This is a genomic window from Microbacterium sp. GXF0217 (genome assembly GCF_054798195.1).
The window spans coordinates 141,934-157,551 of the sequence record NZ_JBSJZG010000005.1 but is presented as its reverse complement, the minus strand read 5'-3'; the positions used below and the strand labels follow the sequence as shown (position 1 = coordinate 157,551).

General features: G+C 70.4%; 14 protein-coding genes. 6 read left to right on the top strand and 8 right to left on the bottom strand.

The genetic code is table 11. From position 1 onward, the window contains the following. Nucleotides 1-4 precede the first annotated feature (4 nt). The gene (locus ACWAT3_RS12260; RefSeq protein WP_460798813.1) at nt 5-895 is read left to right on the top strand and encodes a nucleoside hydrolase; all 891 of its coding nucleotides are present in this window, start codon (nt 5-7) and stop codon (nt 893-895) included. Nucleotides 896-903: 8 nt separating this feature from the next. Here ACWAT3_RS12260 and uxaC read toward each other — a convergent pair whose 3' ends face one another. Together uxaC and ACWAT3_RS12250 are read right to left on the bottom strand one after the other, a co-directional pair. Beyond that, on the bottom strand, nt 904-2,301 hold the full coding sequence (gene uxaC, locus ACWAT3_RS12255) for a glucuronate isomerase (RefSeq protein WP_460798811.1): 1,398 nt from the start codon (nt 2,299-2,301) through the stop codon (nt 904-906). Further along, on the bottom strand, nt 2,298-3,347 hold the full coding sequence (locus ACWAT3_RS12250; RefSeq protein ID WP_460798810.1) for a LacI family DNA-binding transcriptional regulator: 1,050 nt from the start codon (nt 3,345-3,347) through the stop codon (nt 2,298-2,300). Before ACWAT3_RS12250 ends, uxaC begins: the two co-directional genes overlap by 4 nt. 114 nt (nt 3,348-3,461) lie before the next feature. Here ACWAT3_RS12250 and ACWAT3_RS12245 point away from each other — a divergent pair, with 114 nt between their 5' ends. From ACWAT3_RS12245 to ACWAT3_RS12225, 5 genes are read left to right on the top strand one after another with little or no spacing between them, the layout of a single operon-like run. Next, the gene (locus tag ACWAT3_RS12245) at nt 3,462-4,313 is read left to right on the top strand and encodes a sugar phosphate isomerase/epimerase family protein (RefSeq protein ID WP_460798809.1); all 852 of its coding nucleotides are present in this window, start codon (nt 3,462-3,464) and stop codon (nt 4,311-4,313) included. Beyond that, nucleotides 4,310-5,461 carry a Gfo/Idh/MocA family protein gene (locus ACWAT3_RS12240; protein WP_460798807.1) on the top strand — a complete coding sequence of 384 codons (1,152 nt, stop codon included), beginning with the start codon at nt 4,310-4,312 and terminating at the stop codon, nt 5,459-5,461. Before ACWAT3_RS12245 ends, ACWAT3_RS12240 begins: the two co-directional genes overlap by 4 nt. Further along, nucleotides 5,458-6,639, top strand: a complete 1,182-nt coding sequence (locus tag ACWAT3_RS12235) for a mannitol dehydrogenase family protein (RefSeq protein WP_460798805.1) — start codon at nt 5,458-5,460, stop codon at nt 6,637-6,639. The genes ACWAT3_RS12240 and ACWAT3_RS12235 overlap by 4 nt, the downstream gene beginning before the upstream one ends. After that, the gene (gene manD, locus ACWAT3_RS12230) at nt 6,636-7,874 is read left to right on the top strand and encodes a D-mannonate dehydratase ManD (protein ID WP_460798803.1); all 1,239 of its coding nucleotides are present in this window, start codon (nt 6,636-6,638) and stop codon (nt 7,872-7,874) included. The genes ACWAT3_RS12235 and manD overlap by 4 nt, the downstream gene beginning before the upstream one ends. Before the next feature lie 20 nt (nt 7,875-7,894). Next, nucleotides 7,895-8,749, top strand: coding sequence for a sugar phosphate isomerase/epimerase family protein (locus ACWAT3_RS12225; protein WP_460798801.1), 855 nt, complete (start codon nt 7,895-7,897; stop codon nt 8,747-8,749). Nucleotides 8,750-8,763: 14 nt separating this feature from the next. Here ACWAT3_RS12225 and ACWAT3_RS12220 read toward each other — a convergent pair whose 3' ends face one another. The 6 genes from ACWAT3_RS12220 to ACWAT3_RS12195 form a co-directional block, all read right to left on the bottom strand. After that, nucleotides 8,764-10,224 (bottom strand): aldehyde dehydrogenase (NADP(+)), encoded by a 1,461-nt coding sequence (locus tag ACWAT3_RS12220; protein ID WP_460798800.1) that lies wholly within the window; start codon nt 10,222-10,224, stop codon nt 8,764-8,766. A gap of 1 nt (nt 10,225) precedes the next feature. Beyond that, on the bottom strand, nt 10,226-11,317 hold the full coding sequence (locus tag ACWAT3_RS12215; protein WP_460798798.1) for a mandelate racemase/muconate lactonizing enzyme family protein: 1,092 nt from the start codon (nt 11,315-11,317) through the stop codon (nt 10,226-10,228). After that, on the bottom strand, nt 11,314-12,213 hold the full coding sequence (locus tag ACWAT3_RS12210) for a 5-dehydro-4-deoxyglucarate dehydratase (RefSeq protein ID WP_460798796.1): 900 nt from the start codon (nt 12,211-12,213) through the stop codon (nt 11,314-11,316). Before ACWAT3_RS12210 ends, ACWAT3_RS12215 begins: the two co-directional genes overlap by 4 nt. Next, the gene (locus tag ACWAT3_RS12205; protein WP_460798794.1) at nt 12,213-13,136 is read right to left on the bottom strand and encodes an NAD-dependent epimerase/dehydratase family protein; all 924 of its coding nucleotides are present in this window, start codon (nt 13,134-13,136) and stop codon (nt 12,213-12,215) included. The genes ACWAT3_RS12210 and ACWAT3_RS12205 overlap by 1 nt, the downstream gene beginning before the upstream one ends. Beyond that, nucleotides 13,133-14,470: a Gfo/Idh/MocA family protein gene (locus ACWAT3_RS12200; RefSeq protein WP_460798792.1), complete on the bottom strand. Its 1,338-nt coding sequence runs from the start codon at nt 14,468-14,470 to the stop codon at nt 13,133-13,135. The genes ACWAT3_RS12205 and ACWAT3_RS12200 overlap by 4 nt, the downstream gene beginning before the upstream one ends. A 99-nt stretch (nt 14,471-14,569) precedes the next feature. Then, the gene (locus ACWAT3_RS12195; RefSeq protein WP_460798790.1) at nt 14,570-15,571 is read right to left on the bottom strand and encodes a LacI family DNA-binding transcriptional regulator; all 1,002 of its coding nucleotides are present in this window, start codon (nt 15,569-15,571) and stop codon (nt 14,570-14,572) included. Nucleotides 15,572-15,618: the final 47 nt, after the last annotated feature.

Below are 15,618 nucleotides of genomic sequence, written 5' to 3'. Positions count from 1 at the left end.
ACGCATGATCAACGACGATCGCCGGACCCGCAGGGTCATCATTAATTCGGACGTGAAGAACGAGGCCGATGACCAGTTCGCGCTCGTGCATGCGCTGCTGTCGCCGACGCTCGACATCCGCGGCGTCATCCCTGCGCACTTCGGGACGCACCGGACGACCTCGTCACTCGCCGAATCGCGCGAGGAACTCGAACTGCTGCTGCGCCTGCTCGACCTCGGCCACGACGTGCCGACCGCGGACGGCGCGCCGCACGCGCTGCCGGACGAGCGCACCCCGGTCGACAGCCCCGGCGCCCGCCTCATCATCGAGGAAGCGAGGCGCGCTGACGCAGGGCCCCTGTACATCGCGTTCCTCGGACCGCTGACCGACATGGCGTCGGCGCTGCTGCTCGCCCCCGACATCGCCGACACCGACACCACCGTGATCTGGATCGGCGGGCCGCCCTACGGGGACGTCATCTCGGACGGGTCGTGGCCGGAGTTCAACCTCAAGAACGACATTCCGTCGGCGAACGCGGTGCTCGATTCCGGCATCCGCGTCTGGCAGGTGCCGTCGAACATCTACAAGCAGGTCAACGTCGGTTACGCCGAACTCGAGTCGCGGGTCGAACCGCACGGCGAGCTCGGACGCTACCTCGCCCAGCAGGTCGTGGATTTCAACTCCGCGCATCATCGGCGGGCGATCGAGTCGCGCTCACTCGGCGACTCCCCGGCGATCGCGCTCATGCTGGAGCCTTCCTGCGCCGCGCTGCGCCGCCAGCCGCGTGTGCGCTTCACCGACGACGGGCACTACGAGCCCGGCCGTTCCGATGGCGAGCTGCTCGTCGTCGAGAGCATCGACGTGCGCTTCCTCCTGGAGGACATGTTCCACAAGATCGCCAGGCACGTGCGCTGACCGCGCGCCTAGAGTCGGAACACGCTCCGCGGGACCTTGTCGACGAGGTCCCGCGCTATCGTGTGCGCCTCCTCCTCGCCGAGACGACCGGTGACGACGAGAGCCGCCAGCCATCCGGCATCCATGCGGCGGGACACATCGTGGCGGGCCGGGATCGACAGGTAGGCGCGCGTGTCGTCGATGAAGCCGCTCGTCTTGTAGAACCCCGCTGAATCCGTGACCCCTTCGCGGAAGCGTCGGATGCCGTCAGGGCTGTCGAGGAACCACCACGGCGCCCCGGCGAACACCGAGGGGTAGAAGCCCGCGAGTGGGGCGATCTCCCGGGTGAACGCGGTCTCGTCCACCGTGAACAGCACCATTCGGAATGTCTCGCTGGTGCCGAAATCGCCCAGCAGCTCGCGCAGCGGCTCGGTGTAGCTCGTCATCAGCGGCAGATCGTGCCCGGTGTCAGGGCCGAACCGGTCGAGCGTCGGGCGGTGATGACCGCGCAGCACCCCGGGGTGCAGCTGCATGACGAGGCCGTCCTCGCTCGACATCCGCGCCATCTCCCACAGCATATGGCGGCGGTACGCGGTCGCGTCGTCCGCCGTCGCAGAGCCGGTGAGACCCGCCGCATGGATGCGCTCGAGCTCGTCGGAGGGAAATCGGGTCGCCCAGGCATCCACCACGCCCGTGTCGGTCGCCGTCGCGCCCAGCGACCGGAAGTGCGCGCGTCGATCCTCCAGCGCGGCGATCAGGCCCTTCGCCGTCCCGGTGTCCATGCCGGTGGCGGCATGGAGCTGCTCCAGCGCGGCCGGCCAGGTTTCCGCGGTCGGGTCGAAGTAGCGATCGGGACGGAAGGTGGGCAGTACGCGTCCCGTGAAGGACGGGTCGTCGCGCAGCGCCCGGTGCGCCTCGAGCGAGTCGGACGGATCGTCCGTGGTGGCCAGCACCTCGATGCCGAACCGGTCGAACAGCGCGCGGGGGCGCGATGCGGCATCCGCGATCCACGCGGCGATCTGGTCGAACTGCTGATCGGCGTTCGCGGCAGACGGATGCTCCTCAAGCCCGATCACGGAATGCAGGGTGTCCTCGAACCACGCGCGCACCGGCGTGCCGGCGAACACGTGCCAGTGCGCGGCGAACCGGCGCCAGATCTCGCGCGGCTCGACGTGCGCGGTTGCGCGGCCGAGCTCGTCCAAGGGGATGCCGTGCGCGTGCAGCAGCCGCAGCACGTAGTGGTCGGGGACGATGAGCAGATCGGCCGGATCCGTGAAGGGCAGGTCGTCGCGCAGCAGCGCGGCATCGACGTGTCCGTGCGGCGACAGGATCGGCGCCGTGCGCACGCTCTCGTACAGGGCGCGCGCGACCGTGCGCGTCGCCGGATCCGCCGGCAGCAGCCGATCAGGGGAGGGCTCGAGTCTCACCGGTGGTCCTTCTCGTCGTGGGGGACGGGGCCGCTGCTCTCGCGGGTCCGCAGGTAGGTGGGGAGGATCGTCCGCAGCCGCGGCGTGCCGTTCTGCGACAGCCGGCTCAGCAGCATGGTCACGGCGACGCGGCCCGCCTCCTCGATGGGGGCGGCGACCGTGGTCAGCGGCGGATGGCAGAACTCCGACCCGAAGATGTCGTCCGTGCCCACGATCGAGAGATCATCGGGGACCCGGATGCCGCGCTGCGCGAGACGCTTCAGCATCCCGATCGCGAGCAGGTCGTTGAACACGACGCATGCGGTCACGCCACGGGACGCGACGCTGTCTGCCGCGGTCGCACCTGCCGCGGCGTTCGGTGCCCAGGGGCCGAGGAAGGTGAGCTCGATGTCGAGGTCGGCCGCGGCCTCCTGCAGCGCTTCCCAGCGCTGAGCGCTCGACCACGAACCAGCGGGGCCGGCGACGTAGGCGACACGGCGATGGCCGAGGGAGTGCAGATGCGTGAGCGCCTGGCGGACGCCGGACGGCGTATCGATGAGGACGCTGGGGACAGCGGGGAGATCCCTGTTGACGGTGACCAGCGGCTGCCGGGCGGCCGCGGCCACGAGCTGGGTCTCGTCGAGTCGGGATGCCGCGAGGATCACGCCATCGGCGGATTTGCGCATGATCTCGAGCGTGTCCGCCTCGATCTCGGTGGATTCCTCGGTGTCGACGAGCAGCTGGGTGTACCCCGCGGCGCGCAGCTGGCGCTGAGCGCCACGGATCAGGTCGAAGTAGAACGGGTTGGCGATATCGGGCACGAGCAGCGCGACCGTCCCCGTGCGGCCCGATGCCAGCGACCGCGCCTGCGAACTCGGGACGTAGGCGAGTTCGGCGACGGCCTGCTCGATACGCTGCCGAGTGACGGCGTTCACGCGCCCAGGCGTGCTCAGCGCACGGGACACGGTGGATGCCGCAACACCCGCGAGACGCGCGACGTCTGTGATCGTGGCGGCGCGACCGGACGGATGCACGCCGTCGTCGGCGGGCTCGGCGGCGTCGGTCATGCGGTGAGCATACCCATTCGGATCGGCGATGGCAAAGGAGTGGCAAACGCTTGTCAAAGCGTTGCGCGATCGCTAGCGTTGTGCCCAGCCGACACGGACCGACGAAGGAATGCGATGTCACCGACGACCGCCCAGCCGACCTGGATGCTCTCCGGGTTCGGAGACGAGATCCACCCGGACCCCCGCATCCAGTGCGCGGTCCTGCTCGCGCTCGGCGCGCGCCACATCGAGGTGCGATCGGCGTGGGGCATCAACATCGTCGACCTCGACAACGAGCAGCTCGGCGAGCTGTGGACCGCCATCCGCGCCGAGGACATGGGAGTATCGGCCATCGGCTCGCCGATCGGCAAGAGCACGCTCAGTGAGCCGGTCGATTTCGAACTCAGCCGTCTCGACAACGCGCTCCGCGCCGCCGACGTGCTCGAAGCGCGGTACATCCGGATGTTTTCGTTCTGGCAGACCGAGGGCGAACCCGTCGAGAACATGCGCGACGAAGTGATGGACCGGCTCGGCCTGCTCGCCGAACGCGCGCGTTCCGCCGGGGTCACGCTCATCCACGAGAACGAGAAGCACATCTACGGCGACGTCCCCGAGCGCGTGCTCGATATCGTCCGCACGGTCGACTCGCCCGCCCTGCGACTCGCGTGGGACAACGCGAACTATGTGCAGTGCGGCGTGCGTCCGGTGACCGACGGCTTCGCCCAGCTCGCCGAGTACGTCGACTATCTGCAGGTCAAGGATGCGCGACTCGCCACGGGCGAGGTCGTGCCGGCCGGCGAGGGCGACGGCGAGCTCGCCGAGACCGTCGCCGCGCTGCGCGACCGCGGTTTCACGGGGTTCGCCTCCCTCGAACCGCATCTCACCGACCAGAGCGCGCTCGGCGGCTTCAGCGGCGCGCACGCGTTCGGCCGTGCCGCCCGCGCTTTCCGCACCCTCACCGACAACGCTGGAGTGACCCTCGCATGAGCATCCTGTCCACCGCCATCATCGGCTGCGGCGTCATCGGACGCACGCACGTCGAAGCCGTCCTGCAGCTCGTCGACAGCCTCGCCCTGACCGCGCTCGTCGACGTCGACCGCGCACGGGCCGACGCGCTCGCCGACGTCGTAGAGGAGAGCATCGGATCACGTCCTGCGGTCTACTCGACCGTGCAGGAACTCGTCGCCGCCGACGCGCCGCAGCTCGTCGTCGTCGCGACGCCATCTGGGCTGCACGTCGAGCAGGCCGTCGTCGCGCTCGAGGCGGGCGCGCACGTCCTGATCGAGAAGCCGCTCGACGTCGATCTCGTCCGTGCGCGCCGGCTCGCGGATGCCGCGGCCGCTGCGGCATCCCGTGGCCAGGTGTGCAGTGTCATCAGCCAGCACCGCTTCGACCCGTCCAGCCAGATCGTCCGCGCCGCGATCGCGGACGGCGGCTTCGGACGCCTCACCTCCGGCCTTGCGACCGTGCCGTGGTGGCGCTCGCAGGAGTACTACGACTCGGGCGACTGGCGTGGCACGTGGGCGCTCGACGGCGGCGGCGCGCTCATGAATCAGGGCGTCCACACCGTCGATCTGCTCGTCTGGTTCCTCGGCCGCCCCGTCACGGTCTCGGCTGAGATCGCGCTGCTCGCGCACGAGGGCGTCGAGGTCGAGGACACCGCGGTCGCGACCCTGACCTTCGACGGCGGCGCCCTCGCAGTGCTGCACGCCACGACCGCCGGCTATCCGGGACTCTCGGTCCGACTGCAGCTGCTCGGTTCGGACGGCTCGGCCGTCATCGAGGGCGATGCGCTGCGCTACATCCACCTCAAGAAGGACGCCGAAGGCGCAGCAGGCGCATACGGCGGCGGCGAGAACCAGGCGGAGCGCTACTCGGTCGAGCAGCCGACCGGCGTCGACGCCACCCAGTTCAGCTTCGGACACGTCCGCCAGTACCTCGATCTGCTCGACGCGATCGCCGACGGCAGGGAACCACTGCTCACGGTCGAGCAGGCGCTGCTCGCGCTCGCCGCAGTCCGGGCCGTGTACATCTCGGCCGTCCTCGGCCGCAAGGTGCTGATCGACGACGTGATCTCGGGCGAGTACGACGATCTGATCCTCGAAGTGCCTGCCATCGAAATCCCCGCAAGATGACCACGACGGAGCGCGCGCCGATCCGGATCGCCCATCTGGGCCTCGGGGCGTTCCACCGCGCACACCAGGCCTGGTTCACGGAGGTCGCGAACAGGTCCGGCGGCGAGCAGTGGGGCATCGCGGCCTTCACCGGGCGCCGTCCGGACGCCGCCGTCGCTCTGGCCGCGCAGGACTGCCGCTACGACCTCGTCGTGCGGGGGCCCGAGTCCGACGAGGTCGAGCGCGTCTCGTCGATCGTCGCCGCCTTCGACGGAGCGGATGCCGAGGCCTGGCACCACGCCATGTCGACCGTCGCCGTACTCACCGTCACGATCACCGAGGCGGGATACCAGCCGGGCAGCACGGCCATCGAGCGCATCGTCGACGGGCTGCGTGCTCGCCGCGACAGCGGCGCCGGGCCGATCGCGATCGTCAGCTGCGACAACCTCGACGGCAACGGCGTGCTGCTCGGCAGGCTCGTTGCGCAGGCGGCCGAGGCTGCCGAGGACGAGCTCTCCGCCTGGATCGGCGACAACGTCTCCTTCGTGTCGTCAGTGGTCGATCGGATCACGCCGGCCGTCGCCGACGCGCTGCCCATCGCGGTCACGGATGACCCGTGCGCGATCGTCACGGAGCCCGCGGCATCCTGGGTCCTGTGCGGAGAGTTCCCCGCCGGGCGACCCGAGTGGGAGCTCGCGGGTGCGCAGTTCGTCGACGACATCGAGCCTTACGAGCGGCGCAAGCTCTGGCTGCTGAACGCCGGGCACACCCTGCTCGCGAGCCTCGGCCGGCTCCGCGGCCACGAGACCGTCGCCGAGGCCATGACGGACGAGGTGTGCCGTGCGGCGCTGGACGAACTGTGGGACGACGCGTCGGCGGTGCTGCCGTTCGACGCATCCGACCTCGCCGCGCAGCGGGCCGTCCTGGTGGCGCGCTTCGAGAACGCCCGTATCCGCCACGCGCTGCGTCAGATCGCGACGGATGCGGAGATCAAACTCGGCGTCCGCGTGGTGCCGGTGATCCAGGCCCGGCGGGACAGCGGCCTCGCCGCCGGACGCGGTGAGCTCCGCGCGCTCGCCGCGTGGGCGGCGTGGGAGCGCACGGATGCGGATGCCGTCACGCGCCGCTTCGACCTGGACGACGACGTCCGCAACGAGTTGATCGGCGCGATCGCCGAGCTGAAGGGAGTGCACGCATGATCATCGACAGGGCAGAGGTGATCGTCACCAGCCCCGACCGCAACTTCGTGACGCTCAAGCTCACGACAGACGACGGGCTGACCGGCCTGGGCGATGCGACGCTGAACGGCCGCGAGCTGGCCGTCGTGGCGTACCTCACCGAGCACGTCGTGCCGTTGCTCGTCGGACGCGACGCGCACCGCATCGAGGACACCTGGCAGTTCCTGTACCGCTCGGCGTACTGGCGGCGAGGGCCGGTGACGATGGCGGCGATCGCCGCGGTCGACATGGCGCTGTGGGACATCAAGGCGAAGGCCGCGGGCATGCCGCTGTATCAGCTGCTCGGTGGAGCATCCCGCACAGGTCTCCTGGCCTACGGCCACGCGTCCGGCAAGGAGCTGCCCGAGCTGTTCGATTCGGTGCGCTCGCACCTGGAGCAGGGGTATCGGGCGATCCGCATCCAGACCGGGGTACCAGGGCTCAAGGCGATCTACGGGATCGCGTCGCAGACGGCAGACACCTTCGGCGGAGAGGCCCGCTACGACCACGAGCCGGCGCGGCGTGGTGCGAAGCCCGTCGAGGAGGACTGGGACACCCGCGCGTACCTCCGGCACCTCCCCGGCGTCTTCGAGGCCGTGCGGAACGAGTTCGGACCCGAGATCCCGCTGCTGCACGACGGCCACCACCGGATGACGCCGATCCAGGCGGCACGGCTGGGCAAGGATCTCGAGCCGTACGACCTGTTCTGGCTGGAGGACTGCACGCCGGCGGAGAACCAGGAGGCGCTGCGGCTGGTGCGTCAGCACACGACCACGCCGCTGGCGATCGGGGAGATCTTCAACACGGTGTGGGACTTCAAGGACCTCATCCGCGAGCAGCTCATCGACTACGTCCGCGGCGCGGTCACGCACATGGGCGGGATCTCGGCGCTGAAGAAGACCCTGGAGTACGCGGCGCAGTACCAGATCAAATCCGGCATGCACGGTCCCACCGACATCTCGCCGGTCGGCATGGCCGCCGCGATGCACCTGGGGCTGAGCATCCACAACTTCGGCATCCAGGAGTACATGCGTCACGGCGCGAAGACCGACCAGGTGTTCCAGCAGTCGTTCACCTGGAACGAGGGCCTGCTGCACCCGGGCGACAACCCGGGGCTCGGTGTCGAGCTCGATGTCGACGAAGCAGGCAAGTACCCCTACGAGCAGGCCTATCTGCCCTACAACCGACTGGCCGACGGCACCGTCCACGACTGGTGACCGCCCCGAAAGGAAAGCTCATGGCACGTATCGGCGTCCAGGCGATGATGCTCAAGAGCGCGGTCGCAGAGCTCGGCGCGTTCGACGCGTTTCGTCGCACCACGCAGATCGGATACCGCGTCGCTGAGCTGTCGCAGATCCCGTTGACCCCCGAAACCGTCGGCGAACTGCAGCGCGCCCGCGGAGAACTCGGTGTCGAGTACTGCGCGCTGTCGGCCGCTCTGGATGCCGGGGGCATCAACGACTCCCTCGAGGACGAGTTCGACAAGATCGTCGCGGACTGCCGGACGCTCGGCGCGGACATGGTCCGCATCGGCATGCTCCCGGTTCCCGCGCTGCGGTCGACCGAGGCGGTGCTCGACTTCTGCCGCAGGGCGGATGCCGCCGCCGAACGCCTCGCGGACGAGGGCATCGCGCTGTACTACCACAACCACCATGTCGAGTTCGCGAAGGTCGGCGGGCGCTACCTGCTCGAGATCATCGCCGAGAACTCACCGCACGTGGGGATCGAGCTCGACGCGCACTGGATCGCCCGTGGCGGGCTCGACCCCGCCAGGGTGATCGGCCAGTACGCGGGCCGGGTGCGCATGGTGCACCTGAAGGACTACCGGATCGGACTGCCGGATGCCGCGGCCCTCGACGCCCAGGCGCGCGGCGACCATTCGGCGTGGGCGGCGGCCTGGAACGGGCTCGTGCAGTTCGCCGAAGTCGGCGAGGGCAACCTCGACTGGCCGGGGATCATCGATACGAGCATCCGCTCCGGCGCGGAGTACCTGCTCGTGGAGCAGGACGAGCTGTACGGACGCACCGTCTGGGAGGCCCTCGAGACCTCGCGCCGCCATCTCACCGAGCTCGGCTTCGCCGACCTCTTCTGATCGCCGAGCGTCCTCTAGCTCGCCGAGCTCGTCGAAGCGAGGACGAGCTTTCCGTTGCGGCGGTGCGGGAGAGCGGCGAGCGACGCGTCGCGCAGCTCCACCGGCAGCAGCTGCTCCGGTGCGTCCTGGAAGACCACAGGCCGCAGGAACCGGCGGATCGCCGTCGCTCCGACCGACGTGTGCAGCGAGGTCGTCGCCGGCCACGGCCCGCCGTGCTGCTGCGACCACGTCACGGCGACGCCGGTCGGCCAGCCGGCGAAAAGGACACGGCCGGCGCGCTGCTGGAGCAGCTCGAGCGTCTCGGTCACGTCGTCCGACGACTCCGAGTGGACGGTGGCGGTCAGGCTGCCTGGTACGACCCGCAGCGCGGCGTGCAGTTCGGCCTCATCCGTGTACCGGACCAGCAGCGTGAGCGGGCCGAACACCTCCTCGAGCAGGGCATCGGGGCGCGCGGCGACGGCCGCGGCATCCGTCGTCACGACGACCGGACGCGCGCCGCCGTCGGTCTCGGCACCGTGCGCGATGATGGCGGTCGACTCGTCCGCCAGGAGCGCCTGGATGCCGTCGGGGAACGCCGCCGTGATGCGGTCGGTCAGCAGCGGACCGCCGGCGACCGAGCCGACAGCCGCGGACACGGCATCCTCGAACGACGTGCCTGCGGGGATGAACACCACACCCGGCTTGGTGCAGAACTGTCCGACGCCCAGGGTGAACGAGCCCACGAGACCGGCGGCCAGTTCGTCCCCCCGCGCAGCAAGAGCCGCCGGTGTGATGACGACCGGGTTGACGCTGCCCAGTTCGCCGTAGAACGGGATGGGATCCGGCCTGCCGGTCGCGAGGTCGAACAGTGCACGACCACCGGACACCGACCCGGTGAATCCTGCCGCCTGCACGACAGGATGCTGAACGAGCGCGTTGCCGGCTTCGCGTCCTTCGACGAGCGCGAACGATCCGTCCGGAGCGCCGGCCTCCTGCAGCGCCGCCACGACGATCTCCGCCGTCCGGTGCGACAGCTCCAGGTGCCCGGAGTGCGCCTTCACGATCACCGGGTTTCCCGCGGCCAGCGCCGACGCGGTGTCGCCACCGGCAACCGAGAACGCGAACGGGAAGTTGGATGCCGAGAACACCGCCACCGGTCCGACGCCGATCAGGTGCCGACGCAGCTCGGGCCGCGGCGGGGCGGCTGCGGCATCCGCATCGTCGACGATGATCTCGCGGAACGATCCCTCTTCGACGACACCGGCGAACAGCCGGAGCTGCCCCGTCGTGCGGGCGACCTCGCCGGCGAGCCGCGGCGCGCCGAGGCGGGTCTCGCGGTCGGCGATCTCGACCAGCTCCGCGACGTTCGCGTCCAGCGCGTCGGCGATCGCGCGCAGCCAGCCGGCGCGCTCCGGAGCGGACGATGCCCGCCACACGGGAGCCGCCGCAGCCGCCTGCTCGGCGATCGTCTGGAGTTCTTCGGCGGTCGTGGTCATGTCAGGCCTTTCCGGTGAGGACGGGGGAGAAGCGGATGCCGAGGCCCACGTGCGGTGTCTCGGTGAGGTGTCCGTCGGCGATCGCGACGGGGGACGGGTCGGCGAGGGCGCCGAGGGCCGCGAATCCGGCATCCTCGACATCCTCGGCCCACGGCTCGGCGACGTCGCCGGGAAGAGCGAGGGCGAGCTGACCGGAGAGCTCGGGCAGCAGATGCGGATGGAGCGACGCACCGTGCTCGGACGCGATCTGCGCGATCCGCTGGAACGGGGTGATGCCGCCGACCCTGACGATGTTGGGCTGCACGATCTGCGCCGCGTCCGCGCGTAGGAAGTCCGCGAAGCGGTGCGCGTTGTGCAGGTTCTCGCCGACGGCGATCGGCACATCGATGCGCCGCGCGAGCTCGGTGTGTCCGCCGAGGTCGTCGGCGCGTAGCGGCTCCTCGATCCAGGCGAGGTCGAATCGGCTCAGCGCCTCGACCGAGGTCGTCGCCCGCGCGAGATCCCAGCGCTGGTTGGCGTCGATCATGAGCTGGCGATCCGGTCCGAGCAGGTCGCGCACCGCGCCGACGCGGTCGACGTCCTCCGCGAAGTCCGGCTTGCCGACCTTGATCTTCACCGCGTCGAACCCGGCGTCGATCCAGCGCTGCACCTGCGCAAGCAGCTCGTCCTGCGTGTAGTGCAGGTTCACCCCCGATCCGTACGCGCGCACGCTCTCGCGCCGCCGCCCGATCAGTCCGGACACCGGCAGGTCGCTCGCGCGGGCCTCGGCATCCCACAGAGCGAGGTCGAGACCGGCCAGAGCGATCGTCGTGATGCCGCCGCCGCCCGCTTCGTGCAGATGCTCCCAGAGGCCCTGCCAGGCCTCGCCCGGCACCGCGGATCGCCCGATCGCCGCGTGCGCGATGTCGTCCGACAGCAGCGCATGCACGGCCTTCGCACCGATCTGCGGCGTCCACGAGAAGCCCCAGCCCTCGGCGCCGTCCGACCGCACGACGTGCGTCGCGACGATGCCGACGCTCGTGACGTCAGCGGCCCACGGCCGGGTCAGCGCGACGCGCTGCAGCCGAGACTCGAACCGGGCGATCGTGGTCACAGCAGGGCGCGTCCTGCCTCGAGGATCTCGGCCAGGCGCGCTTCCTGCGCCGGCGTCGGGTCGACCAGCGGTGCGCGCACGGATCCGACCGCAAGCCCGCCGAGGCGCAGCCCGGTCTTGATCAGCGAGACGCCGAATCCGGGGGTCTCGTCGCGCAGATCCACGAGCGGTCGGTAGAACGCATCCAGGATCTGCAAGCGGCGTGCCTCATCGCCGTCGGTGTAGGCGCGGTAGAACGCGTTCGCGACCTCGGGGATCATCGCGAAGGCCGCGGACGAGTACAGCGGAACGCCGATGCCGCGGTACGCGCCCTGCGTCAGCTCGGCGGTGAGCAGACCGTTGAAGAACGCGAAGTCCGAGCGTCCGGTCTCGGCCACGGCGCGGACGATGAGCTGCGTGGTGCCGATGTCGCCGGTGCCGTCCTTGAAGCCGACGACCTTCGGGTTCGCCGCGAGCGTCCGCATGGCGTCGACGGAGTACTGCGCCGTGCCGCGGTGGTAGACGATGACCGGGAGGTCGGATGCCGCGGCGATCGCCTCGACGTACGCGATCAGCCCCGCCTGAGTGCCCCCGACGAGGTACGGCGGCAGCACGAGCAGGCCGTCGGCGCCGGCATCCGCTGCGGCCCTCGCGACCTCGATGGCGTGACCGAGCGGTCCGCCGGCGCCGGCGATGACGGGCACACGGCCCGCGACGGCCGCTGCGGCCGTGCGGGTGACTGCGGCAGCCTCGCTCGCGGACAGCGCGTGGAACTCGCCGGTGCCGCAGGCCGGGAAGACGCCGCCAGCGCCCGCCTCGACGCCGCGGTCGACGTGCCGGGCGAGCAGCTCGTGCTCGATCGACCCCTCAGGGGTGAACGGTGTGACGGGAAAGAAGAGGATGCCGTCGAAGTTCATCAGAGACCTTTCGTCAGGAGAGCGTCCGCGTTCGCGAGTTCGGTGCGCCAATCGTGCTGCGGATGCCAGCCGAGCAGACGCTCGGCCTTGGCGATAGAGAACGCCGAGCGCGTGTCGGTCAACTCGGTCGCGGCGCCGGCGGTGCCGGGGTGGAACTGCGGCAGCAGGTCGGAGAGCGGTTCGCGGGCCAGGGCATCGGATGCGCCGACGAAGAACACCTCGCCGTTCGGGATCTCGGTCATGCCGGACAGCAGTGTGTCCGCGAAGCCTGCGACGTCACGGGCATCGACGTAGTTGAACAGGGCGGGCGCCGACAGAGCGGGGTCGTCCAGGCGTTCGCGAACCGTGTGCCCCTGCTGCGTCGGTGCGCCGGCCCATTCCTCGGGGGCGATCACGTAGCACGGGCGGAACGCGGCGAACCGGGTGGTGTCGCCGGTCTGACGCCGGAGCATTCCCAGCGTGTCCTCGATGAGCAGCTTCGACAGCGCATACGCGTTCCACGGCTTGGTCGGGGTCTCCTCGTCCAGCGGCAGCCGGTCGGGGCTCCAGCCGGCCGGGCAGCCGTAGCCGAGGACGGTCGGGCTGGATGCTGCGACGACCTTCGGGATGCCGGCCCGCACGGCGCCGTGCAGCACCGAGATCGCCAGCCCGGCGTTCGTGCGCATGATGACGTCCTCCGGAGCGCTGAAGGGCACGGCGATCGCGGCGAGATGAATCAGGGCGTCCGCGTGCGCGTCCGCGAGGACGGATGCCGCGGCATCCGCGTCGGAGAGATCGACGGCGACCTGCGTGATGCCGTCCTGCTGCAGTTCCGGCGCGGTGACGCGGTCGAGGGAGACGATCTCGTGGCCGAAGCCGGCGAGGCCGGCGACGAGGCTGCGGCCGAGCCGGCCCGCCCCGCCGGTGACGACGATGCGGCTCATACTCTGGCCGCGCCTTCGAGCAGGTGGATGCCGAGATCGGCGACCTGGACGGGCAGGCCTGTTTCGAGCGAGCGGTTGCCGGCGATGCCCACGGCGATCGAGCGGACGCCGTCGCTCCAGTCGGCCGGACGCGCCAGCGGATCATCGGCCGGTCCGACGAATACATCGGACAGCAGCAGTGCGTCGCCGCCGCCGTGGCCGCCTTCGCCGCGGACGATCGGCACCTCGCGGGCGGCTTCCCAGTGCTTCTGCACGATGAGGCGCTCGCCATCGGGGCGCAGGGTGGGTGCGGCATCCGACCCGGACAGGCTGGGGTCGAGGGCCGGGTGCAGGCCTTCACCGGCGAGAACGGCCCCGCGTTCGACGACCTCGAGCTCGGCGCGGCCGAGCGTGCCGTTGACGGCGACGCGGTAGCCCTCCCACGGGGAGTGCGCGTTCAGCGAGTAGGAGAGAGTCGCGCCGGAGGCGTAGTCCACGATGAGGGCGAGGTTGTCCTCGATCGTGATGCCCTCGCTGAAGACGTCGAGGTCGCGGACGTAGCCGTCGTGCTTCTCGGCCTCGAGATAGAGGGCCTTGAGGCGGGGGTCATCGCGGAGATCGAGCTCGAACGCATCGCCGCCGTCGTGCGTGCCGCGGGCGGGACGACCCGAGATGCCGCGGACCGCGGCGTTCTCGGCGCCGTAGAAGCGCAGTCCGCCCGACGCGAAGACGCGGCGCGGCTCGGAGCGCAGCCACCAGTTCACCAGGTCGAAGTGGTGACTGGACTTGTGCACGAGCAGTCCGCCCGAGTTCGCCTTCTGGCGGTGCCAACGGCGGAAGTAGTCCGCGCCGTGCTTGGTGTCGAGCATCCAGGAGAAGTCGATCGACGTGACCTCGCCGATCTCGCCGTCCTGCAGCAGCTGACGCAGCGCGCTGTTGCGCGGGGAGTAGCGGTAGTTGAACGTGAGCACGACCTCGCGGCCGGTGCGCTCGACAGCGTCCTCGATGCGGGCGGCGCTCGCCGCGTCGATCGTGAGCGGCTTCTCGACCACGACGTCGGCTCCGGCCTCGAGCGCTCGCACGATGAGCTCGGCGTGCAGGTCGTCGCGCGAGCAGATGATGACGCGGTCGACGCGCTCCTCGCGGATGATCTGCTCGAGCGCGTCTGGGCCGGCGGTGCGCGGCGCGGCGGCGCCTGCTTCTGTCACCCGGTCGAAGTAGTACTGCGCGCGCGTCGGGTTCGGCTCGACGATCGCGACCAGCTCGGCGCGGTCGCGATGCTCGCCGATGATCGCATCGACATACATCTGGGCGCGGTGGCCGGCACCGGCGATGGCGTAGCGCGTCATTGTCATCCACTCATCTCGAACAGCTCAGGAAACGTTTTCTCGAGCGTAGCACAGGGGTCGGGTCGTCGGTGTGCCGCGTGCGGGCTGGACGGGCGGTGCGGCGTCTCAGGCCAGCGGGGCCGCAGTGGTCGCACGGACGACCAGCGCGGGCACCACGGTCGTCACGGCCACCGGATCTCCGCCGCCGAGCAGCTCATGCATCGCCTGCCAGGCGTGCGCGCCCAGGTCGGCTGCCGGAACGGATGCCGTGGTCAGCGGCGGCGTCGCATTCGCTGCGAACGGGATGTCGTCGAATCCGGCGATCGAGATCCGTCCGGGAACTTCGACGCCGGTGGCGCGGAGCGCGGAGAGCAGGCCCATCGCGACGAGGTCGTTGAAGGCGAGGACCCCGGTCGCGCCGGAGGCCACGACCTGATCGGCCACGGCGACGCCGCTGTCGAAGTCGACGCCGGCGGGGATCTCGTCGACCTGCAGGTCGGGGTGTGCGGCGAGGGCCGTCGTGATCGCGTCCTGGCGAGCACGGTGAGAGGCACTGCGCTGCGAACCGGCGAGATACACGAGGTGGCGATGCCCGAGGCCGGTGAGGTGGTCGATGATCTCGCGCAGACCTGCGCCGTAGTCCGCGGCGACGACCGGGGTGTCCGCCTGCGGTGCGCGGTTGATGACGACCGCCGGGGCGACGTCGGGGAGCAGCGCCTGCAGTTCGTCCTCCGGCATGCGCGGCGCGCACAGGATGATGCCGTCGGTGCGCAACCGGGTCGTCTTCGCGAGTGCCCGTTCGTTCTCGAGATCCTCGATCGAGTCAGCGATCAGCACGTGGTACCCGTCGGTCGATGCGGCGCGACTGAGCCCGCGGAGGATCGCCTGATACGTCGGGTTCTCCAGATCCGGCACCACGACCGCGACCGTCTGGGTGCGCCCCAGCACGAGGCTGCGGGCGAGCGGATTCGCGGTGTAGCCGAGTTCGGCGGCCGCCGCCTTGACCCGCTCCACCAGGGCGGGGTCCACGGTCGGGTTGTCGTTCATGGCGCGGGACACCGTCGACAGCGAGACCCCGGCGAGCTTGGCGACATCGGTGATCCGTGTGCGCTGTGCCTGACGGCTCATCGGCATCCCCTCTGCTCGCGTCGTCCACGCGGCTGGCGCGACCCAGG